The organism is Paraburkholderia dinghuensis (assembly GCF_003837865.1).
Classification (GTDB): Bacteria; Pseudomonadota; Gammaproteobacteria; order Burkholderiales; family Burkholderiaceae; genus Paraburkholderia; species Paraburkholderia dinghuensis.
In genome coordinates this window covers 281,632-307,226 of the sequence record NZ_RQIS01000003.1, presented here as the reverse complement: position 1 = coordinate 307,226, position 25,595 = coordinate 281,632, and the positions used below count along the sequence as shown (strand labels likewise).

Sequence of the window (25,595 nt, the reverse complement as noted above, 5' to 3'; positions counted from 1 at the left end):
CGTTCACGCGATGAAACTGCATATCGTCGCCGTCGGCCACAAGATGCCGGACTGGATCGCCGAGGGCTTCGAGGAGTACACGAAGCGCATGCCGCCCGAGCTGCGCATCGAGTTGCGCGAGGTGAAGCCCGAGCAGCGTTCATCGGGCCGTGCCGCCGAAAGCGTCATGGCCGCCGAGCGCGCGCGCATCGAAGCGGCGCTGCCGAAGAACGCGCGCATCGTCGCCCTCGACGAGCGCGGTAAGGACTGGTCCACGATGCAGCTCGCACAGGCGCTGCCGGTCTGGCAGCAGGACGGGCGCGATGTGGCGTTCCTGATCGGCGGTGCGGACGGGCTCGATGCGGAACTCAAGTCGCGCGCCGACCTGCTGCTGCGCCTGTCGAGCCTCACCCTGCCCCACGCAATGGTGCGCGTGCTGCTCGCCGAGCAGCTTTACCGTGCGTGGACCATTACGCAGAATCACCCCTATCATCGCGTGTGATCCTGGCGCGCCCCCGGCGCCGCGCGCACCGTACATCCCTGCGGCGCCATGCGCGGAGAAGTGGGCGTTGAAGCGACGACGCAACAATGCGACGCAACACCGCGCGTGCCCCTTTACTCCACCCGGCTAACCGCCACGACCGAGACGCTCCGATGGCCTCCTCCGTGACTTATCCGTACATCTATCTCGCCTCGCAAAGCCCGCGCCGCCAGGAACTGCTGCAACAGCTGGGCGTGCGTTTCGAGCTGCTACTGCCGCGTCCCGACGAAGACGCCGAAGCGCTCGAAAACACGCTGCCCGGCGAGAGCGCCGCTGACTACGTGGTGCGCGTTTGCGCGGCAAAAGCCGATGCGGCACGTGCGCGTCTCGTCGCAGGGGCGCACGCGCACGCGCCAATCCTCACCGCCGACACCACAGTCTCGATCGACGGCCATATCCTCGGCAAACCACACGACGCCGCCGACGCCTACGCCATGCTCGAACGCCTTTGTGGCCGCACGCACGAGGTGCTCACGGCAGTGGCCGTCGTCGATGCCGAAGGTGTGTGCCTGCCGATCGCGCTCTCGCGTTCGCTGGTACGCTTCGCCGCCGCGCTGCCCGCGGCGATCGCACGCTACGTCGTCAGCGGCGAGCCGTTCGGCAAGGCCGGCGCATATGGCATCCAGGGCCGCGCTGCCGAATTCATCGAGCGAATCGACGGGTCCTATTCGGGTATCATGGGTTTGCCACTATTCGAAACAGCCGCGCTATTGCGCGCGGCGCGCATCGACTTCTAGAACAACACCATGAACGAAGAAATCCTGATCAACGTTACGCCGCAGGAGACGCGTGTCGCGCTGGTCCAGCAAGGCGCAGTACAGGAGCTTCACGTCGAACGCACTCTCTCGCGCGGGCGTGTCGGCAATGTCTATCTCGGCCGTGTCGTACGCGTGCTGCCGGGGATGCAGTCCGCGTTCATCGACATCGGGCTCGAACGCGCCGCGTTTCTTCACGTCGCCGACATCTGGCAGCCGCGTATCGCAGGTGAACCGCATCAAAGCGCGCCTCATCAGCCGATCGAAAAAACCGTCTTCGAGGGCCAGACACTCATGGTCCAGGTCGTCAAAGACCCGATCGGCACGAAGGGCGCGCGACTTTCGACGCAGGTAAGCATCGCCGGGCGGACGCTCGTCTATCTGCCGCAGGAGCCGCATATCGGCATCTCGCAGAAGATCGAGAGCGAGACCGAGCGCGAAGCGGTGCGCGCGCGCCTCACGGCCGTGTTGCCCGCCGACGAGAAAGGCGGCTATATCGTGCGCACTATCGCCGAGGATGCGTCGAGCGAAGAACTCGCCGCCGACGTGGCTTATCTGCGCAAGACCTGGGCCACGATCGTCGCGCAGGCGCAGCGCCTGCCCGCGACGAGCCTGCTCTATCAGGACCTGAATCTCGCGCAGCGCGTGTTGCGCGACTTCGTGAACGAAGAGACGACGCGCGTGCAGGTCGATTCGCGCGAGACCTTCCAGATGCTCACGGAATTCGCGGGGGAATTCACGCCCGCCGTCACGCCGAAGCTGCACCACTACACGGGCGAGCGGCCGCTCTTCGACCTCTACAACATCGAGGCAGAAATCCAGCGTGCGCTGTCACGGCGCGTGGACCTGAAGTCGGGCGGCTATCTCGTGATCGACCAGACCGAGGCGATGACGACGATCGACGTGAACACGGGCGGCTATGTGGGCGCACGCAACTTCGACGACACGATCTTCAAGACCAACCTCGAAGCCGCGCACACGATCGCGCGCCAGTTGCGTCTGCGCAATCTGGGCGGCGTGATCATCATCGACTTCATCGACATGGAAAACGCCGAGCATCGCGAGCAGGTACTCGGCGAATTGAGGAAGGCGCTCTCGCGCGACCGCACGCGCGTGACCGTGAACGGCTTCTCGCAACTGGGGCTCGTCGAGATGACGCGAAAGCGCACGCGCGAGTCGCTCGCGCATGTGCTGTGCGAGCCGTGTCCGACGTGCCTCGGCAAAGGCCAGGTGAAGACCTCGCGCACGGTTTGCTACGACGTGCTGCGTGAAATCCTGCGCGAGTCGCGTCAGTTCAATCCGCGCGAGTTCCGCGTGGTGGCGTCGCAGCAGGTGATCGACCTCTTCCTCGAAGAAGAGTCGCAGCATCTCGCGATGCTGATCGACTTCATCGGCAAGCCGGTGTCGCTGCAGGTCGAGTCGAATCTGAGTCAGGAACAGTACGATATCGTGCTGATGTAACGCAGTATCAGGGAGCACCGCAGTTGAATCACCACCGCGCCACCATCGAGCAGATCGGCGAATTCGACGAAATCATCGACGTGAGAACGCCGGCCGAATTTGCCGAAGACCATATTCCCGGCGCCGTCAACGCGCCGGTGATGAGCAACGAAGAACGCGTGGTCGTCGGCACGCTTTACAAGGACTCGCCATTCGATGCCGCGCGCCTCGGCGCGGCCATCGTTTCGCGCAACATCGCCACGCATCTCGATACGCTCTTCGCCGAGCGGCCGCGCAACTGGCGGCCGCTTGTCTACTGCTGGCGCGGCGGCATGCGCTCGGGCGCGATGACGACGGTGTTCAACATGATCGGCTGGCGCGCGCGCCAGCTCGAAGGCGGATACAAGACGTACCGGCATTCGGTCGTCGAGGCGCTCGGCGCGCTGCCCGTGAACTTCCACTATGTCGTGCTCGCGGGCCCCACCGGCAGCGGCAAGACGCGCCTGTTGCAGGCGCTGGGCGTGGCGGGTGCGCAGACCCTCGATCTCGAAGCGCTTGCGGCCCATCGCGGCTCGCTTCTCGGCGCACTGCCCGAGCGTGCCCAACCCTCGCAAAAATCGTTCGACACAGCACTGGTTCAAGCGCTGCACGCGCTCGACCCCGCGCGGCCTGTATTTGTCGAAGCTGAAAGCCGGCGCATCGGCACGATCACGCTGCCGGTCGTACTGATCGATCACATCCGCGCGGCGCCCTGTGTCGTGCTGGATGTCGCGCTCGACGAGCGTGTCGCGCTGCTGCTCGACGAATACGGCCATCTGCTCGACAACCGGACCTACTTCCGGGAGCAGTTGCTCAAGCTCGTGCCGTTGCACGGGCACGAGCGCATCGATGCATGGTGCCAGTTGCTCGAGACGGACGATCGCCGTGCGCTGTCCGAAGCGCTCATCGCCGACCACTACGATCCGGCCTATACGCGCAGCACCCGGCGCAACTTCGCGAAGCTGGATAAGGCGCCGCGGTTCGCGTTTCATCCGGTGGACGGCAATGTCGTCGACGAAGCGCGAACGCTGCTCGAACAATTGGGCAAACCGCTGAACGAACCACTTCCCGAAACGCGCTCCGAACACGCCGGCGCGCTACGCTAAAGCCTCTCGTCGGACGCTGAAAAAAGCGCCCGGACCGCGAGGGTCCGGGCTAAGCCATCGAACGTCCGATGGCGGAGGTCTTGGGGCATCAGATCAGCAACGAAGCATCGTCTTACGGATCGGCCTTGCTGCGGGCGCACCGCACAGGCGGCGTCCGCCAGCCTCATGCGGGGCGCCAGAAAGCGTGCTTAGTGGCTGTACATCGCGTCCCAGTCTTTCTGCGATACCTTCGCGCCGCCACCGGCCTGCGACGTGCCGTTGGCCACGCCACCGTACCCGGAGTTGCCGTTCGCTGCCGCCACGCGCGCTTCGGCGGCCTGGATCGCCTCGGGATAGTGCGCGTTGTCGCCATCGCCGACGCGGTAGCCGGTCTTCTCGAGTTGCTCGAGTTCCGCGCGGACCTGCGCGCGGGTGATAGGCGAATTTGCCTGGGCGTACGAAACAACGGGAACGATGAGTGCGGCGGCAACAGCAACGGCTTGAATCAGGGACTTCACGGTATTACCTCCATTTGACTGGTGCGGTCCGCATGCGGCGGTGTGTGCATGTGACCGATGTACGCAGTGTAGGAGGATCAATCCCGAGGGTTAACCCCTGGATCTTCAGAGGATCTTTGCAGGATCGAGCAGAATCCGTGGCACGCCCGCCTCGCGGCCGTTCGCGACGCGCATACGCAGGGCGAAACTATCGTGCCGCAACGATATCCGCTGCAAGCGAAAGAAGCTGGCCGACGTGGGCATCGACGCTCGCGTCATAGAGGATGGCGGCGCCATCGGCTGGCGTGACGCGGCGCTTGCAGCCCGCGACCAGCTCCTCGATCACGCGGCGCAGGTCGGCGGCATCGCCCGGCCGGAAGACGTGCTTCGCGGCGTCGGCAATGGCGTCGCAGCAGCCAATATTCGACGAGAGAATCACGGGCGTGCCGCACATCGCCGATTCGATGCCGACGAGCCCGAACGGTTCGTACTTCGATGCAAGGATCGCGTAGTCGGCGGCGCGGTAGGCGTTTTCGAGGTCTTTCACGTAGCCGATATAGCGCACGTGCGCGCTCGTGCGCTCGGGTGGCCGCCCCGCCACCGCGACGACTACCGGCAGATCAAGCGCGTTCACGACCGATTCGATGAGCGGAAGTCCCTTGCGGTCGTGACTGCTCGACGGGAAGAGCAGCACCGTTTCGTGCTCGCCAAAGCCATAGGACGCGCGTAGCGCGGCGCGCGCGGCGTCATCGACGGGCGAGAAGCGCGCACCGTCGACGGGTGGATAGAGCACGCGGATTTTCGCGTCGTCCACGTTGTACAGTTCGAGTAGTTCCGCGCGCATCAGGTCCGAATGCGCGACGATCACGCGCGAACGCTCGTATTGGCGGCTTTCGAGTTCGATCTGCCAGCGGTCGGACCGGCGCATCGGGCGGCCGGTCGCCCGCAGAAAGCCACGGTGCGTGCCGCCGCAGATCGCAATCTCCGATGAATCGACACGGTTGCAGCCGATCAGGACGTCCACGTCCGCCCGTTTGCGCAGCGCCGCGAGTTGCGTCGAAAACCACGCATCGCGCCACTTGCCGGGCAGGAAGGAGACGTTGATGCGATACCGGTCGACGAGCTGACACTCCGGCACCGCGAGATCGAACTTGCGCGCGAAGAAGGCAGGCCGGTGGCCCCGAGCGGCCAGCCCGCGCACGAGGTCCATGGCGTACCGTTCGAGACCGCCGCTGTGCTTGAGCGCGTTGCTGGAGATTCCGATCTTCATGACCCCATCCGACATGGTGTGTTATACGGCGGTTATCGCCTTTACGGGCGCCGGATGCGGCGCGCGCCGATTATATAGCGCCGGCATGGCGCGGCGAGACTTCCGGCGGCTCTTTCAAGGCGCACCGCTTTCCGTGCCGCAGAAAGGCCGTTCGGTATAATCGATGCGGTATGGGCATGAGAGCGTCCCGTTGATCCTCCGTCGCGCAGAACACCGCGCCTAAAGGATTATGTCGCCACAACAACAGCCCGAGCGATTCGCACCAGCCGCCATGAATGACGCACCAAAGTTCTTGCCTCGCCGCCTGGTTCCCTTCGTCACGCTGCTTTTGCTCCTCGCACCGGCCGTCAACCTTGTCTGGCGCGGAGGAACCGGCTACTGCTTCTTCCTCTTGCTCGCGATTGCCTTGCAGCAAGCGTGGGTGAACCGGCACGACCGCGACTACTTCGCGCCGTTGCGCGCGCACCCGTGGTACGTCGCCGCGATGGTCGTCCCAGTCACGGCGATGCTCGTCCAGCAAGCCGTATACGGCTACTGGGATCCGCGTCAGTTCGATCCGCTCTCCCGCTTCGCACTCGCCGTGCCCATCTTCGTGATGCTGTGCCGTCTGCCTTCGCGCAATCTCGCCGCCATCGGCTGGGGCTGTGCGCTCGGTGCGCTGGCGGCGAGCGCCTGGTTGATCATCGCCCCACCGGCAGGCGACTGGAGCGCCACGGTACGCCTCACGAACTACTACACCAACCCGATACCGTTCGGCGATACCGCACTGCTCTTCGCATTTCTCAGCCTGTTTACGTTCGGCTGGGATCGCCGGCACCGCGCGTTCGCGCTGGTCGTCAAGCTGCTCGGGCTGGTCGCGGGCGGCGTCGCCTCGTATCTCTCCGGCACGCGCGGCGGCTGGATCGCCATTCCGCTATTCCTGATCCTGATCGGCGTGCAGTACGGATGGTTCACGCACTGGAAGCGTATCGTCGTTGCGGCGGTGTGCATCGCGGCGTGCGTGGCCGCGCTCCTCTCCACTGAACGCATCCACCAGCGCTTTATCGACGCCACCAGGGACGTCTCCCTCCTCGAACGCGGCGAGGAGAACACATCGGTCGGAGAGCGATTGCAGCTCTGGCGCGCGTCGATCACGCTCTTCGAGCAGCACCCGATTTATGGCGTAGGCAAGGGGCATCTGAGGAGCGCGATCCGCGACCTCGCTGAGCGTGGTATTGCCAGTCCGCATATCATCAACGAGCGCGCGCATAGCGACTTCTTCTCGGCGCTCGCGGAGATGGGCGCCATCGGTGCGGCGAGCATCTTCGTCGTGTACTTCGGGACATCCGTTTATTTCTGGCGCGCACGGCGAGACACCGACCCTGTGATCCGCACCGCAGCGTGCAGCGGACTTGCGGTCTCATTCAGCACGATCCTGTTCGGGCTGACGATCGACGTCTTCGTGCCGATCATGGTGACCGTGGTGCTCGCGCTTCTCACGGCCACCTTTCTGGCGGCGATCGTCGCGCGCAGACGCGAATGCGCACTGGACGCACTCCGGGCGCAAACGCAGCGAGACACCGTCCAGGCTCGCGCGCATGGCCACGTGCAGTCAGATGCAAGGCCCCCGGTCGCATCTTCTTCCTGAACCCGACCCGCGGCCCGATACGAAAGACACAGCGACGAAACGTGCCGCGGGGCGCTGCGGCGCCCCGCGACTGAAAGACTCGCTTTGCGAGCGGCTTACGCCGCGTTTTGCTGGAACTGGATCTGATGCAGATGCGCGTAGAGGCCGCGCTGTTCGAGCAACTGCTGATGCGACCCGCGCTCCACGATACGCCCCGCCTCCATCACGAGGATGCGGTCCGCGCGCTCGATGGTCGACAGGCGGTGGGCGATCACGAGCGTCGTGCGTCCCGCCATCAACGTTTCGAGCGCCGCCTGCACGTGGCGCTCCGATTCCGAATCGAGCGCCGACGTGGCCTCGTCGAGGATGAGGATCGGCGCGTCCTTATAGATTGCGCGCGCGATTGCGAGACGCTGGCGCTGGCCACCCGAAAGCTTCATGCCGTTGTCGCCTACGAGCGTGTCCATGCCCTCCGGCAGCGCGGCGATCGTGTCCCACAGGTTCGCCGCGCGCAGCGCCTTCTCGACGCGCTCGCGGTCGGCCTTCTGGCCATAGGCGACGTTGTTCGACACGGTGTCGTTGAAGAGCGTCACGTCCTGGCTCACCAGCGCGATCTGACTGCGCAGCGCGTGGACGTCGTAGTCCGCCAGCGGCACGCCGTCGACCAGAATCTGCCCGCCGCTCGGATCGAAAAAGCGCGGTAGCAGGTTCACGAGCGTTGTCTTGCCGCTGCCCGACGGACCCGCGAGCGCAATCATCTCGCCCGGTGCGGCGCTGAACGACACGTTTTCGAGAATCGGCCGCCCGCCCGGTCCATAGGTAAATGAGACGCTGCGGAACTCGACCTCGCCGCGCGCCCGATCGAGCGGCTTTCCGCCGCCGACGGGCTCGGCCGGCTCGTCGATCAGACCGAAGATCAGCTCGGCCGCCGTCATGCCGCGCTGAAGCGGCTGGTTCACATCGATCAGGTGCTTGAGCGGCGAAATCACGAGCAGCATCGACGTCACGAACGCGACGAAGCCGCCGACGGTCGTCTGATCGTGCGACGCCTGCACCACGGCGATCGTCACGACAATGGCGAGCGCGATGGAAGCGAGGAACTGCGTGAGCGGCTGCGCGAGTCCGCCGTGGACCACCATGCGCATCTGGTAGCCGCGCAGGCGGCGGCTCATTTCGCCGAAGCGGTCCATTTCGTAGCGCTCGCCGTTGTGAACCTTGACGACCTTGTAGCCACCCACGGTTTCTTCGACGATGTACGACAACTCGTTCGTCAGCAACTGGCTCTCGCGGTTCAGGCGCCGCAGACGACGGTTGATCTTGCTGACGAGCCAGCCGATAGCCGGCAGCAGCACGGCCACGATCAGCGTGAGACGCCAGTTGAGGTAGAACAGGTAGCCGAGCAGGAAGACCACCGTGAGCGAGTCGCGCACGGCGGTGACCAGCACGCCCATCAGCACGTTCAGGATCTGGTTGACCTCGAAGACGATCGCGTTGATGACCGTGCTCGCCGTCTCGCGCTGGAAAAACCCGACGCTTGCATGGATCATCCGCTCGAACATCTTGATGCGCAGTTCCAGCAGGATCTTGTTGGACGTGTACTGCAGCAGATAACCCGACGCGTATTGCGCGAGCGCGCGCACGAGCGAAAGCCCGATCACGGCGGCGGGAACGAGCCATTTGGCGATCGGGCTGCCGCTCGTGCCGAAACCGTGGTCGAGCAGCGGCTTGAGAAGCGCGGGAATGCCGGCTTCCGTCGCGGCCACGAGGGCGAGCGTGAGCACGGCTGCGATCGCCACCCCGAGGAGCGGCTTGAGATACGGCCAGAGCCGCCGTCCGACAGACGCCGGAGACGAAGCCTGACCGGTGCCGATCGGCTTGCTGAGAGTGGACTGGTGGGGCTGCTTGCTCAAGGAATCCTCTGGAAATGCTCACGAACGCCGTTACCCGGCGCTTGGGCCGGCAACGGGGTACCGCATTGTAAACGCTCCGCGCGGTGGGCCGCTCGATGCGACGGGATGCGCGTCGGGTGCACGCGACGGCGTGTCGGCGCTGATTTCGGGGACGGAACGGACGCCGTAGCGCGTCGTCGTCGCTTTCCGGGGACCGGCAACGAACGGGCAACCCGGCCCGCGCTGGAAGGCATGGTCTAGAATACGCACCTCCGCGAGCCGCGCCGCCCTGCCGCCGGACTCGCTCCCGCTATCCGTCCACAACAGGCGTCACCCTCATGTCCGAAGGACTTTCCTCGACCACGCAACCCGCCCCGGCCACGGTCGCCCGCGGGGCAAACGGCGCCGAGCGCGCGACGCTTTCGGTCATCGTCGTCGCGATGAACGAGGCACATGACATTCGCGACTGCATCGAATCCGTGCGCGGGCTCGCGATGGAAACCATCGTGTTCGACTCCGGCAGCACGGACGGTACGCCCGACCTGTGCCGCTCGCTAGGTGCACGGGTATTCGAAACGGACTGGCCCGGCGACGGCCCGCAGAAGAACCGAGCGCTCGCCGAAGCGCACGGCGACTGGGTGATGTGCCTCGATGCCGACGAACGTGTGAGCCCCGAACTGCGCGCCGAACTGGAGGCGCTGCTCGCGAAAGGCACGCCGCACGCCGCGTTTTCGACGCCCCGCCGCTCCAGCTTCTGCGGCCGCTTCATGAAGCATTCGGGCTGGTGGCCGGACCGCATCGAGCGGATCTTCCGACGCGGCAGCGCGCGCTTCACCGACGTTCGCACGCATACGCACCTGGAAATCCAGGGGACGGTCGGCCGTTTCGACGGGCCGATCATCCACCTCTCGATGCCCGACCTGCACGAAGCGCTGGAGAAGACCAACGCATATTCGACGGCCGGCGCGCTGACGATGGCCGAGGCCGGCAAGCGCTCATCGCTCGGCAAGGCGCTTGGCAAGGGATTCTGGGCGTTCTTCCGCACGTGGGTGCTGCGCGCGGGCTTCCTCGACGGCCCCGAGGGGCTGATGCTCGCCATCAACAACGCCGAGACGACCTACTACCGCTACGTGAAGCTCGCGCTGCTCACACGCGATGGCCGCGTCGCGAAGAAGGGCGAAGCACGGAAATAGATTCCAGATGTGCGAAGGCCGCGCGAAGTCAGAGACTTCGCGCGGCCTTCGCATGGCGAACGAGCGTCAGTACACGATCTCAATCGAACTGCCAGCGAATTCGCCACGCAGCGCCGCAAGCAGTTCATCCGTCGGTTTGACGCGCCACGCATCGCCAAGCCGCACTTCACCTTCCGCGCTCGCGTTGCGATAGACGATCTGCACGGCGAGTCCGTTCGGAATCACCACCTGGGCGCGCTCGCGTCCGTACCCGCCGCCACCCTCGCGGCCACCGCGTGCGCGCGTGTCTGCAGCAGGTGCGGGCAGCGTATCGTCGGGCTTCGCGCGATGCGCCTCCAGCACGGCGCGCAGCGCCTGCGCATTCGCGTTGCCATTCATCTCCAGCTTCACGGCCTGCGCATAGCGGCTGCGCGCACGCTCCAGGTCCATCACGGTGTCGACGGTGAAGCGGATGCCGCCCGTGAACGCGTCGTTGCGCGCCCCACCCTGCACGACGAGCAGTTCGTCTTCCTTGAAGAGCGCCTTGTGCGCCTCGAACTGTTCGTTGAAGACCGTCACTTCGCACTGGCCGGAGCCGTCATCGAGCAGCGCGATCAGCATCTTGCCGCGCTGGGTCATCTGCGTGCGCAGCGATGCAATCACGCCCGCGATCAGCTTGTCCCGCCCTTCCTTCAGGTCGCCGATCTTCTGGCGCACGAATCGGCGCACCTCGTCCTTGTAGGCGTCGAACAGGTGCCCCGAAAGATAGAACCCGAGCGCGCCCTTCTCTTCCTGAAGCTTGCGCTTCTCGGCCCACGCGGGTTCATCCACCAGTTCATGCGCGGCGAGCGGCGCGTCGCCCATGTCGAAGAGGCCGGCCTGCATGGCGTTGGCGCTCGCCTGGTCGGCAGCTTCCATCGCCATCGGCACCGAAGCGAGCAGTTGCGCGCGATTCGCGTGGATCGTGTCGAATGCGCCCGCGCGGATCATCGCTTCGATCGTGCGGCGATTCACGAGACGGCGGTCGATACGCTCGCAGAAGTCGAACAGGTCCTTGAAGAGCCCGCCTTCTTCACGCGCACGCAGGATTTCTTCGATTGCGTTCTGGCCGCTGCCCTTGATCGCGCCGAGGCCATAGCGGATCGTGCGCGAGCGCGAGCCGTTCGTTTCAGCGACAGGCTCGAAGCGATACGCCGACGCATTGACATCCGGCGGCAGCACCTTCATGCCGTTCGTGATGCAGTCCTCGAAGAGGATCTTCACCTTGTCGGTGTCGTCCATGGCGAGCGACATATTGGCTGCCATGAATTCGGCCGGGTGGTGTGCCTTGAGCCACGCCGTGTAGTACGCGAGCAGCGCGTAGGCAGCCGCGTGCGACTTGTTGAAGCCGTAGCCCGCGAACTTCTCCATCAGGTCGAAGATTTCGTCGGACTTCTCGCGCGTGAGCCCGTTGGTCGCGGCGCCCGTCGCGAAGATCTCGCGATGCTCGGCCATCTCCTCGGCCTTCTTCTTGCCCATCGCGCGGCGCAGCAAGTCCGCGCCGCCGAGCGAGTAGCCGCCGATGATCTGCGCCATCTGCATCACCTGCTCCTGATAGACCATGATGCCGTAGGTCTCTTTCAGGACGGGCTCGACGCGCGGATCCGGATAGTCCACGACCTCGCGCCCGTGCTTACGCGCGCAGAAGCTCGGAATCAGGTCCATCGGACCCGGACGATACAGTGCCACGAGCGCGATGATGTCCTCGAAGCGGTCGGGCTGGGCGTCTTTCAGCATGCCCTGCATGCCGCGGCTTTCAAGCTGGAACACGGCGACCGTGTTCGCTTTCTTGAGGATCTGGAACGAAGCCGCGTCGTCGAGCGGCACTTGCGCGAGCGACCAGTCTTTCTTCGACTCATCGAGCATGCGGATATAGCGCTCGGCCCAGTCGAGGATCGTCAGCGTAGTGAGGCCCAGAAAGTCGAACTTCACGAGGCCGACGGCTTCCACGTCGTCCTTGTCGTACTGGCTCACGACGCCGCTTTCGTCGCCCTGCGTGTAGAGCGGGCAAAAATCCGTCAGCTTGCCCGGCGCGATCAGCACGCCGCCCGCGTGCATGCCGACGTTACGCGTGAGGCCCTCCACGCGCTGCGCGAGGTCGAGCAGCTGGTGTACTTCGTCTTCGTTGTCGTAGCGCTCCTGAAGGAGCGGCTCTTCCTTCATCGCGTCGGCGATGGTGACGTGCTTGCCCGGCTTGAACGGGATGAGCTTCGCCACGCCGTCCGTGAAGTTGTAGCCGAGGTCGAGCACGCGGCCGATGTCGCGCACGGCCGCCTTTGCGGCCATGGTGCCGAACGTCGCGATCTGCGAAACCGCGTCCGCGCCGTACTTCTCCTTCACGTACTGAATGACGCGGTCCCGTCCGTGCTGGCAGAAATCGATATCGAAGTCGGGCATCGACACGCGTTCCGGATTCAGGAAGCGCTCGAACAGCAGGTTGTAGCGCAGCGGATCGAGGTCGGTAATGCCGAGCGCGTAAGCGACGAGCGAGCCCGCACCCGAGCCCCGGCCCGGCCCGACCGGCACGCCGTTGTTCTTCGCCCAGTTGATGAAGTCCGCGACGATCAGGAAGTAGCCCGGGAAGCCCATCTTGATGATGGTCCCGCACTCGAATTCCAGACGTTCATAGTAGTGCGCACGCTCTTTCTCACGCTCCGCTTCGTCGGGGTACAGCTGCACGAGGCGTTTTTCGAGGCCATCTTTCGAGAGCTGCACGAGATAGTCGTCGAGCGAAAGGCCGTCCGGCGTCGGAAAGAGCGGCAGCTTCGGCTTGCCGAGTTCGAGCGTGAGATTGCAGCGCTTCGCGATTTCGATCGTGTTCGTGATCGCCGACGGAATGTCCGCAAAAAGCGCGGTCATTTCCTCCTGCGACTGGAAGCGCTGGTCCGTGGTGAAGCGTTTCTGGCGGCGCGGATTCGCGAGGATGTCGCCTTCCGAGATGCACACGCGCGCTTCGTGCGCCGTATATTCGTCGGCCTCCATGAACTGCATCGGGTGCGTGGCGACCACGGGCAGCTTCAGGTCCGCCGCCAGCGCGACCGCCTGTTGCACGTATGGCTCACCGCCCGGTTGGCCACAGCGCTGCAGTTCGATGTAGAAGCCGTTCGGGAACAGCGTGGCCCACCGTTGCGCGTGACGCTTCGCACTTTCGACGTTGCCCGCCGCAAGCGCGAGTCCAATATCGCCCTGCTGGGCGCCCGAGACCGCGAGCAGCCCTTCGCCGAGCCCAGCTTCGAGCCACGCGACGTCGACTTCCGCGCGGCCGCGATACTGGTTCGTCAGCCACGCCTTCGAAAGCAGCTCGCAGAGGTTCAGGTAACCGCGCCTGTCCTTCACGAGCAGCAACAGGCGTGAAGGCTTGTCGCGATCGTCCGGATTCATGATCCAGACGTCGCAGCCGGCAATGGGTTTGACCCCTTTGCCGCGCGCCTCCTTGTAGAAACGAACGAGGCCGAATGCGTTGCTGAGGTCGGTGAGTGCGAGCGCCCCCTGGCCGTCTTTGGCCGCCGCCTTGACGAGGTCGTCGAGGCGCACGATGCCGTCGGCAATCGAAAATTCGGAGTGGACGCGAAGATGAACGAAGCGGGGATCTGACATGCGCGTCATTGTAACTCCAGCCTCGGGCGAATTCGGGCCGTCGCGACGGCGTTGGCCATACGGATAAGGCGTCGTTGGCCCGCTGTGGGGCCTTACACCGGTGCATCGGCCCTTGCGCCCGTCGTCCAGCGCCGCGCGACCGACGATGGATGGCGCATGCCGGCGCGAAGCGCCTCGAAGCACGGATGAGCGATAATACGAGATTGCGCCCGCCGCGCGGCCTCCCGACAGCGCCAGACGAGAGGCGGGCGAGTCTCACCAGTTCTGTCCATGCGCATCCTCAATCTCTCCGCCTATCAGTTCGCGACGCTCGACAAGACAGTCGAATGGCGAGCGCAAGTCCTCGAACGCTGCAAGTCGCTCGACTTGCGGGGCACGATCCTGCTCGCGCCGGAAGGCATCAATCTGTTCGTCGCGGGCGATGAAGCCGCCGTGCGCACCTTCATCGACTACATCCGCCACGATCCGCTCTTCGAGGGCAAGTTCGCGACGCTGCAGTTCAAGGAAAGCTTCTCCGAAACGCGCCCGTTCAATCGCATGCTCGTGCGCCTGAAGCGCGAGATCATCACGATGAAGAAACCGGCGATCCGTCCCGAAGAGGGCCGTGCGCCGTCGGTTGCGCCGGTCACGCTGAAGGCCTGGCTCGACCGCGGCCACGACGACGAGGGCCGCCCGGTCGTGATGCTCGACACGCGCAACGCCTTCGAAGTGGACGTCGGTACGTTCGAGCGTGCGCTCGACTACCGCATCGACAAGTTCAGCGAATTCCCCGCTGTGATCGAAGCGAACCGCGCTGATCTCGAAGGCAAGACCGTCGTGTCGTTCTGCACGGGCGGGATCCGCTGCGAGAAGGCCGCCATCCACATGAAGGAAGCGGGCATCGATCACGTCTACCAGCTCGAAGGCGGCATTCTCAAATACTTCGAGGAAGTGGGCGGCGCGCATTATCACGGCGACTGCTTCGTGTTCGACCAGCGCACCGCGCTCAATCCAAACCTCGAGGCCACCGACACCGTGCAATGCTTCGCGTGCCGTGCCGTCGTGACGCCGGCCGGACAGGCATCGCCGCTCTATGTCGCGGGCACGAGCTGCCCGGCGTGCCATCCGGCGCGCGAGCAAGGCGGCACCCCTTCGGCACAGGACGGCCTGGCCGCCTGAGCGCACGGAAAAAGCACGCGCGCGTGAGCGACACCCACTGCGTGAGCGCACCCGGTCATCTCCCCTACCGCGGCCGCTTCGCCCCCTCGCCGACGGGCCCGCTGCATTACGGCTCGCTCGTCTCGGCGCTCGCGAGCTGGCTCGACGCGCGTGCGCACGGCGGTGCGTGGCTCGTGCGCATCGAGGACATCGATGGGCCGCGTACGGTGCCCGGCGCAGCGCAGGACATCCTGGCGACACTCGAACGCTTCGGCTTTCACGCCGACGAACCTCCCGTCTGGCAAAGCGCACGAATCGATCGATATCGCGCGGCGCTCGACGAGTTGCTTGCGACGGGCCACGTCTATCCGTGCGGTTGCACGCGCAAGGAAATCGCCGATTCGCAACTGCACGCGCATCAGCGCAATACCACGCTGATTTACCCCGGCACCTGCCGCAACGGCCTGCACGGAAAGCGCGCACGCGCGTGGCGCCTGCGCGTGCCCGATGACGCACCGCCGGGCGCGGCGGTGATCCGCTTCGACGACCGTTGGCAAGGGCCGCAGTCGCAGAATCTCGCAACCGATGTGGGCGACTTCGTGCTGCTGCGCGCGGACGGTCAGTGGGCGTACCAGCTTGCCGTGGTCGTCGACGACGCCGAACAGGGCATCACACACGTCGTGCGCGGCGCGGACCTGCTCGACTCGACGGCGCGCCAGATCTGGCTGCAACGCTGCCTCGGTGTGCCTTCACCGACTTACCTGCATGTTCCGGTCGTGACCAACGACGACGGCGAGAAGCTCTCGAAACAGACCGGCGCGCAGGCGCTCGATGGTGTGCGTCCGCTCGATGCGCTTGTCGCGGCGGCCCGGCATCTGGGGCTCGAATTGCGCGATCCCGCACCAGCCACGCTCAAAGCTTTTCATGCTGACGCCATCGACGCCTGGCGGCGTCGGCTCGCGCAGTTGCCGCCAGTCATGGGCTGAATACGGTGGCCTGAAACCCGGCGGCCGAAGCACGGCGATCGGAACGCGGCAGACTGAGTCAGGCGATCAAGGCGCGGCGGCCACACCAGCCACTCGCCCGCAATGTCCGCGAGCACGGCGCACGCCATTCAGACCCCGCAAAGCAAAGCGGCGTGCCGCCTGGCACGCCGTTTTGTTTCTACCTGCACCTGCGCCGAGGTTATACGTCAGTTCGACGAAGACGAAGAAGGCTTGTTGCGCCACGACGCCCCGAGGCCGCCCAACAGCGCCGCGAGCGGCTGCTTCGACTGCGGCTTCTGCGGCGTGACGGTGTTGTTCGTCACGTTCGTGTCGTCGGCGGCATTGCGCGCCGACGGCGACGGCTCATAGGGCTTGAGGAAGAACTCATCGACGGCCTGCGCACGATGATGCGGCCGGTCGAACGACCCCGTGCGGCGATGGCCATGGGCCGAGCGCTCACTACGCTCACCGCGGTCGTGACGACCTCTGCTGCCGCTCTCGTGATGCACGGCAGGCGCATCGACGACAAGACGCTCCACCGTCAGCGGACGCTTGATGAGCTTCTCGATGTCGGCGAGCTGCTTCTTCTCGTTCGGGCTGCACAGCGAAAGCGCGTCGCCCGACGCGCCTGCGCGGCCCGTGCGGCCGATGCGGTGCACGTAGTCTTCCGCATTGAACGGCAAATCGAAGTTGATCACGGCCGGCAGTTCGACGATGTCGAGGCCGCGAGCGGCCACGTCGGTTGCGACAAGCGCCTCGATCTCGCCGCGCTTGAACGCATCGAGCGCCTGCATGCGTTCGTTCTGCGAGCGGTCGCCGTGAATCGCCGCCGCGACGATGCCCTGCTTCTCGATCGAGCGCGCGAGGCGGCTCGCGCCGATCTTGCTGTTGCAGAACACGATCACCTGCTTCAGGCCGCGCTCGCGGATCAGTTGCACGACGGCGCCGGTCTTGTCGCCCTCGGCGACTTCGTAGACGACCTGCGTGACGTTCGTGGCCGTCGAGTTGCTGCGCGCGACTTCGATGGTCTGTGGCGTACGCAGATACGTGGCCGCGAGCTTCTTGATTTCCGGCGAGAACGTCGCCGAAAACAGCAGCGTCTGGCGCTCCTTCGGCAGCAGATTCAGAATGCGCTGCAGATCCGGCAGGAAGCCCATGTCGAGCATGCGGTCGGCTTCGTCGAGGACGAGCATCTGCACCTGGCCGAGATTCGTCGTCTTCTGCTGGACGTGGTCGAGCAGGCGGCCCGGCGTCGCGATCAGGATCTCGACGCCGCGACGCAGTTCGTCGGACTGCGGATTCATGTCGACGCCACCGAACACCACCGCGCTACGCAGCGGCGTGTGCGTCGCATACGAGCGCACGTTGGCGGCGACCTGGTCGGCCAGTTCGCGTGTCGGCGTGAGGATCAGTGCACGCACCGGATGGCGGGCGGGCGAAGCACTCGTGCTCGCGTTGGGCAACAGGCGCTGGAGAATCGGCAGCGAGAAACTCGCGGTCTTGCCGGTGCCGGTCTGCGCGGCGCCCATCACGTCGCGGCCCGTGAGCACCACGGGGATCGCCTGCGCCTGGATGGGCGTGGGCGTTGTGTAGCCCTGCTCGTCGATCGCCTTGAGAATTTCGGGTGCAAGGCCAAACTGGTCGAAGGTCGCAGTACTGGGCTTGACGTCGGTGTCGGACATGGTGGCTTCGCTATAAAGGCGCCTGAGCGCTTGGCGCTGCGGCACTGACGGCCGGGCGCGCGGGTCGCGGCTCGCAGCCCGGCGGGCCGCGAGGAGTACGCCCGGCGCAAGTCACCGGCGTACGGCCGGGGTGTCGCTCCCGCACCGACGAATCGGCCCGGACGCAAGGTCGCGCGCTTCGCGCTTCCCCCGGCTGTCATCCGACAGGTCGAGCGGCACGCAGCATTTTTCTGCGGCCGGCGAACCCCGCCGAAAGCGCGGTATTGTAGCACCCTGGCATAAATCCCACTGGTAACGCGCTAAGGCCCCTGCGTAAGGGCGCGCCTCGTCCCGCGCGGCGTGGTCGCGCCCCATCATTCGGAGCGCCCGCGAAAAGCGGCGCATTGACAACGCAGAAGCGGCGCGCGCTCAGCGCATGATCGTCGCGCAGCCGGCGAGCACCGGCGCTGCGTTTTCGCCTGCCGTGGCATCGAAGAGATCGGCGCGCGGCCCCTTCGTCCACCACGTGTAGCGGTCCGCCTGATACTTCACGCCCGACGCAGCGATGGTCGAGACGAACAGGAGGTCCCGTCCCTGCACCGGCACCACCGCGAAGCTCTGGCCGTTCTTCGCGTTGAGATAGGTGACCTTGAAAGTCTTGCCGTTGGCACAGGTGTAACTGAACGTGTGACGCGCCTGCGTCTGGATCTCATGCACGACCAGTTGCGCGGCGTGCGCGCGCACCGCGGCTGCGCCGCAGACGAGGGCCAGCAACGCCGCGGTATGAGCCGCCCGGCTCACCCGATCTGCAACGCGTCTGTGCTTGTTCTTCATCGCGTCCTCTCACGGTTGCGTCGTTCGTTGCCCCGCGTGCGGGTAATCAAGGGTCGATCACTGCGGCGCAGGCATCGGTTGGCGCCGCGGCGGCGTGGCCGACTACCGGCACGATTTTCAGCCCCGCGGAAGCCACGCGGCATGGCGCCGCTGCGAGACCACAGCCCGACAGTGCAACGAGCCCCCACGCGGCGGCCACGACGAGGCGCGCCCAGCGAAAAGGTATCGATATCTTCATCGGATGCTCCTGTCTTCATACATCACGATAGACAGGCAGGCGCACAAACGCCGTGCGCACTGCACCATCCGGCGATTATGCGACGCTCATCGCCATGCGCGCTCCGTCCGCGTCGACGCTGCGCCGCTCCGTCCGCCGAGCAGCATGACGGTGTGGCCGGGGCGGAATGCAGCGCGCCGATGCGGGTGTCGACCGCTCAGTCCGCCGGGAAGCCCGGCACCGGGCGAACCGCCGCCGCCGATGCGCGCGCACGCGCACGCGCTTCTTCGACGTCGACCCCGGTCGCGAGTGCGACGCCCATACGGCGCTTCACGAAGCTCTCCGGCTTGCCGAAGAGCCGCAGGTCCGAATCCGGCACCGACAGCGCCGCCCGCACCCCTTCGAACGCGATGCCGTGTGCTTCGAGCCCGCCATAGATCACGGCTGACGCGCCCGGAGCGCGGGCCGTCGTATCGACCGGCAAGCCGAGGATGGCGCGCGCGTGCAGTTCGAACTCGGAAAAGCGCTGTGACGCGAGCGTGACGAGGCCCGTGTCGTGCGGGCGCGGACTCACTTCAGAGAACCACACCTCATCGCCGCGCACGAACAGTTCGACGCCGAAAATCCCGCGCCCGCCGAGCGCCTCGGTCACCTTGTGCGCGATCTCGCGCGAGCGTTCGAGCGCCTTCGGGCTCATTGGTTGCGGCTGCCACGATTCGACGTAGTCGCCATCCACCTGCAGATGGCCGATCGGATCGCAGAAATACGTGTTCACCTGACCGCTCGCCGGGTCGATGGCGCGCACGGTCAACTGCGTGATTTCGTAATCGAAGTTGATGAAGCCTTCGACGATCACACGGCCACGGTTCACACGCCCGCCCGCGAGCGCGTACTCCCACGCTTTCTCGACGTCGGCGTCGCTGCGCACGACCGATTGCCCCTTGCCCGACGACGACATGACCGGCTTCACCACACACGGGTAGCCGACCTTCGCAACGCCCGCTTTCAGTTCGTCGAGCGAGTCGGCGAACGCGTAGGGCGAGGTGGCGAGACCCAACTCCTCGGCGGCGAGGCATCGGATGCCCTCACGGTTCATCGTGAGCTGGGCGGCGCGCGCGGTCGGAATCACCTCGGCGACGCCCTCGGATTCGACGGCGGCGAGCGCGTCGGTGGCGATGGCCTCGATCTCGGGTACGACGAGATGCGGGCGCTCGGCATCGATCAGGGCGCGCAGCGCCTCGGGATCGGCCATGTCGATCACGTGCGCGCGATGCGCGACCTGATGGCCCGGCGCGTTTTCGTAGCGGTCGACGGCGATCACTTCGACGCCGAGGCGCTGCAGCGCGATGATCACTTCCTTGCCCAGTTCGCCTGCGCCGAGCAGCATGACGCGCGTGGCCGAGGCGGACAGCGGCGTGCCGATGCGGGTGCCGATCTCCATGATGTCTCCAGAATGACGGTGTTGCACGATACGAAAGAGCGCCGATGTTAACACGCGCGAACACAGGAAAGCGCTGCCGCGCCCCGCGTGCGAAGGACGTCGGCGCACAGGGAACTCGATGATTGTCTCGCGCGCATCCCCACTACTGCGTTACGCTTACGCCTTCGCTGAATACGAGGACCGATGCGATGCCAATCCGCTCGAGCACGCGCCCGCCGCGACGCAAACCCGGACTCCAGACCGGACGCAAACCGGGGGGCTTTTCCATGCGCCTGATCGCGTCGCGCATTGCGCCGTTCGCCGCCGCCCTTTTGCTGGCCGCGTGCACGATGCCCGTCCACGACTACGCATCCGCACCGCCGTCCGACCCATTCGTACCCGCGGCGACGCAGTTGCTCGACAACACCCAGTGGCAGCTAGTCGAATGGAAGCAGGCCGATGGCACGCTGCGCGCAGTGCCGGGCGCGGCGACCAACGGAGCGGCCGGCGCTCACCCCATCACGCTCGATCTGTCGACTGAGACCGGCCAGCGCCGCGCGAGTGGCTTCTCGGGCTGCAACCGTTACACGGGCAGCTATACGCTGAAAAACGGCTTGCTTTCGTTCGGGCAGATGGCCGGCACTCGCATGGCGTGTGTCGGCCTGGGCGGCGATATCGAAGGTGTGTTCCTCGACGCCCTCTCCCACATCGCGCGCAGCGGCGTGCAAATGCGTGAGCCGCGCTCGCTGCTGCTTATCCTCGAAAACGGCGACCGCCTGACCTTCAAGCATCCGGACGGCGCCGCGGCGGCGCAGCCCGCCCAGTGAGCGCCTCATGCTCCGCCCGCCACGCCGTGGCCCAGCGTGGCATTACGCCTGATTCGCACGGTTCGCAGAATACGCGCGATACGCACGACAGGTACAGGCCGCGGCGTTCCGCACGCGGCAAAACTTGCGTCAAGGCGCGCGTAGCGTCGCCGCCAACCGCGTGTCGGTCCGGGACGGCCGAGCGGTTACACTCGACGCGTTGTACTACTTCCATTCGTTTATTTCTGGCATGCACACGGTAGTTCCTGGCTGGCTCGGCGCCTCGTCCGTCTGGTTGATCCCTCTGATCTGGCGTCTCGTCAGGTCCGTACTGCCCGGCGGCGCCGGCGTGCGCGGACCGGGCACGATCCGGCTCTGGCTTGGTTTTCTCGGCGTGCTCGTCGCGAGCTGCACGCTCGAAGCGACGCTGATTCACATTAGCGGTTTCAATGCGCTCGGGCAGGCGCTCGGCTTGGGACTCGGCAAACTGGTCGGCCACGTCGCCGCACCGCTCGTCATGACGGCACTTCTCGTCGTGAGCCTGCCGTGGTTCCTCGATTTCCGCTGGCGCGGCGTGCTTGCGTGGGCGGACGCGTCGCTCGGGCTGGGCCTCAACATCCGCGCGGACCGTGACGACGATCGCACGTCGCGCAGCGAGCGGCGCAGCCGCCGTGCAGCGGATACCGACACCGCGCCTGCGCGTAGCGTGAGCGGTACGCATTCCGTCGATTCGCAGACCACACTCGACGGTTCGCCGCGTCGGCGCCCGACCGTGTGGCGGCCGCCCGCAACGACCGCACGGGCGACGGGCGCTGCTGCAGGTGGCATTGCCTCGGGCATCGCAGCGGCAAGCAGTGACGCGTCGCGTGGCGCCTCGTCGTGGCGCGTTGAGCCACGTCTGGCGGACCCGGTGGCCCCGGCATCGGGGTTGGCCCGCAGCGAACCGGTCGCGCCTTCGGGATGGCTGCGCGCGACGCCGCCCACGGGCGGGCGTGCCATGACGGGACCGGCTTCGGCCGCCGACGCGCGACGGCAAACGGCTCGCGCGGCCGAACCCCTGGCCGCAGCCGTCACGCCGACGCCCGGCGCCAATGCGCCATGGCGGCCCGAACCGGTTCGCCCGCCGATGCCAGCGGGTCGCACTGTGGCATCGGCTATTTCGGTCGCGCCCGGCGCTACGCCGGCCGCACACGCCTTCGACGCCGGCAGTACGGCCGCACGCGCCGCGACGCCGCTCGATCCGCTCGCGTCGCCATTTGCGAAAACGCCGCCGGCCCGGCGCAACGGCCCGCCGCCGGTAGCGGGCAGCACGGCCGCGCGCGCCGCGGCTTCTGCTCCGCCGCCGCCTCGGCCGAAGCCGCCTCGCCCTTTCGTCTGGCCGACGAAATCCGCGCGCGACTCCATGCGAGCACAGCCGGGCGCACCGATGGCGGCGCTGCCCGAAGCGACCGCAACCTGGCCGCAGACGACTTTGCCGGTCCAGCCAAAATCGCCCGCACCGCTCACGACGAACGTGCTCGACACGCTGCGCTCGATCGAGGAAAACGCCGCGCGCTGGACGACGCTCGCTGGCGCGAGCCTCGCGCGGCACTCGAGCGCCGGGGGACACCCGGAGGTCGCGATCGGGACGGACGCGAATCTCTCTGACGCGAATACATCGGAGCCGCAATTCCCGAGCGCTAATTTACAGGCTGCAACACAGCCGGTCGCTGCCCCGGCTACGACGGGTGGAGGCACCATTGCCGCGCCTCGCCCGGCCACCGCAGGGGTGTGGTCCGCCGAAACGGACGTTGTGGCCACCGCCCATGGCGAATTCGATGCGTCACCAGCCACCGGAGTGCATCAGACGCAGTCCGCAGCCGCGCCTTTCGCATGGTTGCCCGAGACGCCAACGACGTTCGGCGCGCCGCAACCCGGCTTCATGCACGATGCCGATCCGGACGTCGTGCCGGGTGACGAGGCAGCGCTCGCTGACTCGATCGCGTATGACACCCGCGACACGCGCGCGCTCGCGCCCGATACGGCAACGCCGTTTTCCGCGACGCCGTTTGCTCTGCACGACGCGTGGTCTGCAGCGGTGCCGGCCACTACAGGCATGGATGCGCCCGTCGCCGCGTCGGCACACGATACCGACCCCGGCGAACCCCTCGCGCGCATTCATTCGATGCGGCCCACGGAAACCGGCCACGTAACCGCTGCGACAACGCCCAGTCACTTCCGGCACGACGTGATGCCCGACGCGCCGCCAGCCGAAGCCGTGCAGCAACAAAGCACGACCGTGACGGCTGGTCAGGACAGCGGCGTGTCGCCGCTCGCGTTCGCCGCGCCGCCGCAGCCGTCCTGGCCCGCGGCTGACCACGGCCTCGCACCGTGGATCCTGCTCGACGACGAACCGCTGGACGAGATTCAAGCGTCACCGGAGCCTGCTGACACAACGGGCAGCGACGAAGCGGTCACGACGTTCGCCCCCACGCACGCGGACATGGCGATGTCCACCGCGCCGACGGCTGCGCCGGTTGCGGCCCCCGTCACGATTCATACGGACACGGACGAGACGCCTGCAGCGAGCGAACCGATCGTCCCCGACGCAGTCGCCGTGCAACTCGTAACAGCAGACGCGAACGCAAATGAAACGCTACCCGCGCGCGTGACGATCGGCGCCGACGAAACCGCGCAACAGCCCGCGAGCGCCCTCCCCCCTTCGCAGGGGTCATCAGACGGCTCGAACATCGTGCGCTTCCCGCGCGTCGCTGAAATGCCGTGGGAAATCACCCCCGCACATACCGCACAACCAGCGGCGTCGCCAGCCACGCCAACCGCACCCGGCGCGCCGTCGATCGCCGCACCATGGGACGCCGCAGCAATCGCCGCGCCGTTCCCACACGCCGTGACCGCTGCCGCACCCGGACCGACGTTCGCCGCAGCCACCTCGGCCCCGGCCGCAGTGTCCGAAAGCGACTCGGACGACGAGGCAGCCGGACTGCCCCCCACGACAGAAGAAACCGCCGCGCGCCAGCCGGTGCGCGGCCACGCACCGACTGGCTTCGTGTTCGAACCGCTCACCGCGTCGGCGGTCGAGTTGCCCGGATTCGATCTGCTCGAGCACGCTTCGTCGGACGCCGAACCGGTCTCCGAGGAAAAGCTCGCCGAAACGGGCCAGCTCATCGAGCAGCGCCTCCAGGAGTTCAAGGTGCCGGTTACTGTGGTCGGCGCATCGGCGGGTCCGGTCATCACGCGCTTCGAAATCGAGCCAGCGCTCGGCGTGCGCGGCAGCCAGATCGTCGGCCTCATGAAGGACCTCTCGCGCGGCCTCGGCCTCACGTCGATCCGCGTCGTCGAAACGATCCCCGGCAAGACCTGCATGGGGCTCGAACTGCCCAACGCACGCCGCCACATGATCCGGCTCTCGGAGATCCTCGAATCGGCGCCGTGGCAGCGCTCGCCCTCGAAGCTCACGATCGCGTTGGGCAAGGACATCGTCGGCCAGCCCATCGTCACCGATCTCGCGAAGGCGCCGCACATGCTCGTCGCGGGCACGACCGGCTCGGGCAAATCCGTCGCGATCAACGCGATGATCCTCTCGCTCCTCTACAAGGCGGCGCCTGAGGACGTGCGGCTCATCATGATCGATCCGAAGATGCTCGAACTGTCAGTCTACGAGGGCATTCCGCATCTGCTCGCGCCGGTCGTCACGGACATGAAGCTCGCCGCCAACGCGCTCAACTGGTGTGTCGGCGAAATGGAAAAGCGCTACCGGCTGATGTCGGCCGTGGGCGTGCGCAATCTCGCAGGCTTCAACCAGAAGATCCGCGACGCGCAAGCGCAGGAAAAGAAGATCGGCAATCCGTTCTCGCTCACGCCCGAGGCACCCGAGCCGCTCTCGCCGATGCCGATGATCGTCGTCGTGATCGACGAACTCGCCGACCTCATGATGGTGGCCGGCAAGAAGATCGAAGAGCTGATCGCACGTCTCGCGCAGAAAGCGCGCGCGGCCGGCATCCACCTGATTCTCGCGACGCAGCGCCCCTCGGTCGACGTCATCACAGGCCTCATCAAGGCGAACATTCCGACGCGTGTGGCGTTCCAGGTGTCGTCGAAGATCGACTCGCGCACGATCCTCGACCAGATGGGCGCCGAGTCGCTGCTCGGCCAGGGCGACATGCTGTTCCTGCCGCCCGGCACGGGCTATCCGCAGCGCGTGCATGGCGCGTTCGTCGCCGATGAAGAAGTGCACGCAGTCGTCGAGTATCTGAAGCAGTTCGGCGAGCCGGAGTACGTGGAAGGCATCCTCGACGGACCGGCCTCCGAAGGCGCGCCGCAGGACCTCTTCGGCGACGCGCCCGACGCCGAAGCCGATCCGCTCTACGACGAAGCCGTCGCGTTCGTCGTGCGCACGCGGCGCGCGTCGATCTCGTCCGTGCAGCGGCAGTTGCGCATCGGCTATAACCGCGCCGCGCGGCTCGTCGAACAGATGGAGGCGGCGGGTCTAGTCTCGCCGATGGGCATCAACGGCAGCCGTGAAGTGCTCGCGCCGGGTCAGCCTGAGTAAGCGAGGCGCGGCGCACGCCGCGCCTCATTCGACGTACCGGAATCACAGCGCGTTGACGCTCGTGGGGCGTCGCACG

18 protein-coding genes are annotated in these 25,595 nt (G+C 66.3%); 10 read left to right on the top strand and 8 right to left on the bottom strand.

All coding sequences use genetic code 11. The features are described from left to right. Positions 1 to 10: 10 nt before the first annotated feature. The 4 genes from rlmH to mnmH all read left to right on the top strand — a co-directional run bounded on the left by rlmH (position 11) and on the right by mnmH (position 3,860). Positions 11 to 481 carry a 23S rRNA (pseudouridine(1915)-N(3))-methyltransferase RlmH gene (gene rlmH / locus D1Y85_RS05965; protein WP_124150108.1) on the top strand — a complete coding sequence of 157 codons (471 nt, stop codon included), beginning with the start codon at positions 11 to 13 and terminating at the stop codon, positions 479 to 481. A gap of 152 nt (positions 482 to 633) precedes the next feature. Then, positions 634 to 1,257, top strand: a complete 624-nt coding sequence (locus D1Y85_RS05960; protein WP_124150107.1) for a Maf family protein — start codon at positions 634 to 636, stop codon at positions 1,255 to 1,257. Positions 1,258 to 1,266: 9 nt separating this feature from the next. Then, positions 1,267 to 2,736 carry a ribonuclease G gene (gene rng, locus D1Y85_RS05955; protein WP_124150106.1) on the top strand — a complete coding sequence of 490 codons (1,470 nt, stop codon included), beginning with the start codon at positions 1,267 to 1,269 and terminating at the stop codon, positions 2,734 to 2,736. A 23-nt stretch (positions 2,737 to 2,759) separates the two neighbouring features. Next, on the top strand, positions 2,760 to 3,860 hold the full coding sequence (gene mnmH / locus D1Y85_RS05950) for a tRNA 2-selenouridine(34) synthase MnmH (protein WP_124150105.1): 1,101 nt from the start codon (positions 2,760 to 2,762) through the stop codon (positions 3,858 to 3,860). Between the two features lie 188 nt (positions 3,861 to 4,048). Here the strand turns inward: mnmH and D1Y85_RS05945 are convergent, their stop codons facing one another. Then, entirely contained in the window at positions 4,049 to 4,357 is a 309-nt protein-coding gene (locus D1Y85_RS05945) for a DUF4148 domain-containing protein (RefSeq protein WP_124150104.1), read from the bottom strand. A gap of 187 nt (positions 4,358 to 4,544) precedes the next feature. Continuing rightward, positions 4,545 to 5,606 (bottom strand): glycosyltransferase family 4 protein, encoded by a 1,062-nt coding sequence (locus tag D1Y85_RS05940; RefSeq protein WP_124150103.1) that lies wholly within the window; start codon positions 5,604 to 5,606, stop codon positions 4,545 to 4,547. 271 nt (positions 5,607 to 5,877) lie between these two features. On the opposite strand from D1Y85_RS05940, the gene D1Y85_RS05935 reads away from it, so the two are divergent. Next, the gene (locus D1Y85_RS05935) at positions 5,878 to 7,233 is read left to right on the top strand and encodes an O-antigen ligase family protein (protein ID WP_124150102.1); all 1,356 of its coding nucleotides are present in this window, start codon (positions 5,878 to 5,880) and stop codon (positions 7,231 to 7,233) included. A 95-nt stretch (positions 7,234 to 7,328) separates the two neighbouring features. Here D1Y85_RS05935 and msbA read toward each other — a convergent pair whose 3' ends face one another. Further along, positions 7,329 to 9,083, bottom strand: a complete 1,755-nt coding sequence (gene msbA, locus D1Y85_RS05930; RefSeq protein WP_425466883.1) for a lipid A export permease/ATP-binding protein MsbA — start codon at positions 9,081 to 9,083, stop codon at positions 7,329 to 7,331. A 356-nt stretch (positions 9,084 to 9,439) separates the two neighbouring features. Here msbA and D1Y85_RS05925 point away from each other — a divergent pair, with 356 nt between their 5' ends. Further along, complete coding sequence (locus D1Y85_RS05925) at positions 9,440 to 10,294, top strand: glycosyltransferase family 2 protein (RefSeq protein WP_124150100.1); 855 nt, start codon at positions 9,440 to 9,442, stop codon at positions 10,292 to 10,294. A 66-nt stretch (positions 10,295 to 10,360) separates the two neighbouring features. Here D1Y85_RS05925 and dnaE read toward each other — a convergent pair whose 3' ends face one another. Next, positions 10,361 to 13,918 carry a DNA polymerase III subunit alpha gene (gene dnaE, locus D1Y85_RS05920; protein ID WP_124150099.1) on the bottom strand — a complete coding sequence of 1,186 codons (3,558 nt, stop codon included), beginning with the start codon at positions 13,916 to 13,918 and terminating at the stop codon, positions 10,361 to 10,363. Positions 13,919 to 14,179: 261 nt separating this feature from the next. Here dnaE and D1Y85_RS05915 point away from each other — a divergent pair, with 261 nt between their 5' ends. Both D1Y85_RS05915 and gluQRS read left to right on the top strand, forming a co-directional pair. Further along, entirely contained in the window at positions 14,180 to 15,067 is an 888-nt protein-coding gene (locus D1Y85_RS05915) for a sulfurtransferase (protein ID WP_124150098.1), read from the top strand. A gap of 23 nt (positions 15,068 to 15,090) precedes the next feature. Further along, positions 15,091 to 16,032: a tRNA glutamyl-Q(34) synthetase GluQRS gene (gluQRS, locus tag D1Y85_RS05910; protein ID WP_246024797.1), complete on the top strand. Its 942-nt coding sequence runs from the start codon at positions 15,091 to 15,093 to the stop codon at positions 16,030 to 16,032. 206 nt (positions 16,033 to 16,238) lie between these two features. Here the strand turns inward: gluQRS and D1Y85_RS05905 are convergent, their stop codons facing one another. From D1Y85_RS05905 to purT, 4 genes are all read right to left on the bottom strand, one after another. Beyond that, entirely contained in the window at positions 16,239 to 17,714 is a 1,476-nt protein-coding gene (locus D1Y85_RS05905; protein WP_124150097.1) for a DEAD/DEAH box helicase, read from the bottom strand. A 408-nt stretch (positions 17,715 to 18,122) separates the two neighbouring features. After that, positions 18,123 to 18,527 (bottom strand): MliC family protein, encoded by a 405-nt coding sequence (locus tag D1Y85_RS05900; RefSeq protein ID WP_124150096.1) that lies wholly within the window; start codon positions 18,525 to 18,527, stop codon positions 18,123 to 18,125. Positions 18,528 to 18,573: 46 nt separating this feature from the next. After that, entirely contained in the window at positions 18,574 to 18,765 is a 192-nt protein-coding gene (locus tag D1Y85_RS05895) for a DUF6726 family protein (RefSeq protein ID WP_246024796.1), read from the bottom strand. A gap of 196 nt (positions 18,766 to 18,961) precedes the next feature. Beyond that, a complete protein-coding gene (purT, locus tag D1Y85_RS05890; RefSeq protein ID WP_124150095.1) occupies positions 18,962 to 20,185 on the bottom strand; it encodes a formate-dependent phosphoribosylglycinamide formyltransferase in 1,224 nt (407 codons plus the stop codon). A 266-nt stretch (positions 20,186 to 20,451) separates the two neighbouring features. Here purT and D1Y85_RS05885 point away from each other — a divergent pair, with 266 nt between their 5' ends. Next, positions 20,452 to 20,991: an META domain-containing protein gene (locus tag D1Y85_RS05885; protein WP_246024803.1), complete on the top strand. Its 540-nt coding sequence runs from the start codon at positions 20,452 to 20,454 to the stop codon at positions 20,989 to 20,991. Between the two features lie 124 nt (positions 20,992 to 21,115). Beyond that, on the top strand, positions 21,116 to 25,519 hold the full coding sequence (locus D1Y85_RS05880) for a DNA translocase FtsK (RefSeq protein ID WP_342773450.1): 4,404 nt from the start codon (positions 21,116 to 21,118) through the stop codon (positions 25,517 to 25,519). The last annotated feature ends 76 nt before the right edge of the window (positions 25,520 to 25,595 follow it).

Coding starts and splice junctions, on each gene's coding strand:
- rlmH (WP_124150108.1), top strand. CDS start 11: ATGAAACTGCATATCGTCGCCGTCGGCCACAAGATGCCGGACTGGATC.
- D1Y85_RS05960 (WP_124150107.1), top strand. CDS start 634: ATGGCCTCCTCCGTGACTTATCCGTACATCTATCTCGCCTCGCAAAGC.
- rng (WP_124150106.1), top strand. CDS start 1,267: ATGAACGAAGAAATCCTGATCAACGTTACGCCGCAGGAGACGCGTGTC.
- D1Y85_RS05940 (WP_124150103.1), bottom strand. CDS start 5,606: ATGAAGATCGGAATCTCCAGCAACGCGCTCAAGCACAGCGGCGGTCTC.
- D1Y85_RS05935 (WP_124150102.1), top strand. CDS start 5,878: ATGAATGACGCACCAAAGTTCTTGCCTCGCCGCCTGGTTCCCTTCGTC.
- D1Y85_RS05925 (WP_124150100.1), top strand. CDS start 9,440: ATGTCCGAAGGACTTTCCTCGACCACGCAACCCGCCCCGGCCACGGTC.
- dnaE (WP_124150099.1), bottom strand. CDS start 13,918: ATGACGCGCATGTCAGATCCCCGCTTCGTTCATCTTCGCGTCCACTCC.
- D1Y85_RS05915 (WP_124150098.1), top strand. CDS start 14,180: ATGCGCATCCTCAATCTCTCCGCCTATCAGTTCGCGACGCTCGACAAG.
- D1Y85_RS05905 (WP_124150097.1), bottom strand. CDS start 17,714: ATGTCCGACACCGACGTCAAGCCCAGTACTGCGACCTTCGACCAGTTT.
- D1Y85_RS05900 (WP_124150096.1), bottom strand. CDS start 18,527: ATGAAGAACAAGCACAGACGCGTTGCAGATCGGGTGAGCCGGGCGGCT.
- D1Y85_RS05895 (WP_246024796.1), bottom strand. CDS start 18,765: ATGAAGATATCGATACCTTTTCGCTGGGCGCGCCTCGTCGTGGCCGCC.
- purT (WP_124150095.1), bottom strand. CDS start 20,185: ATGGAGATCGGCACCCGCATCGGCACGCCGCTGTCCGCCTCGGCCACG.
- D1Y85_RS05885 (WP_246024803.1), top strand. CDS start 20,452: ATGCGCCTGATCGCGTCGCGCATTGCGCCGTTCGCCGCCGCCCTTTTG.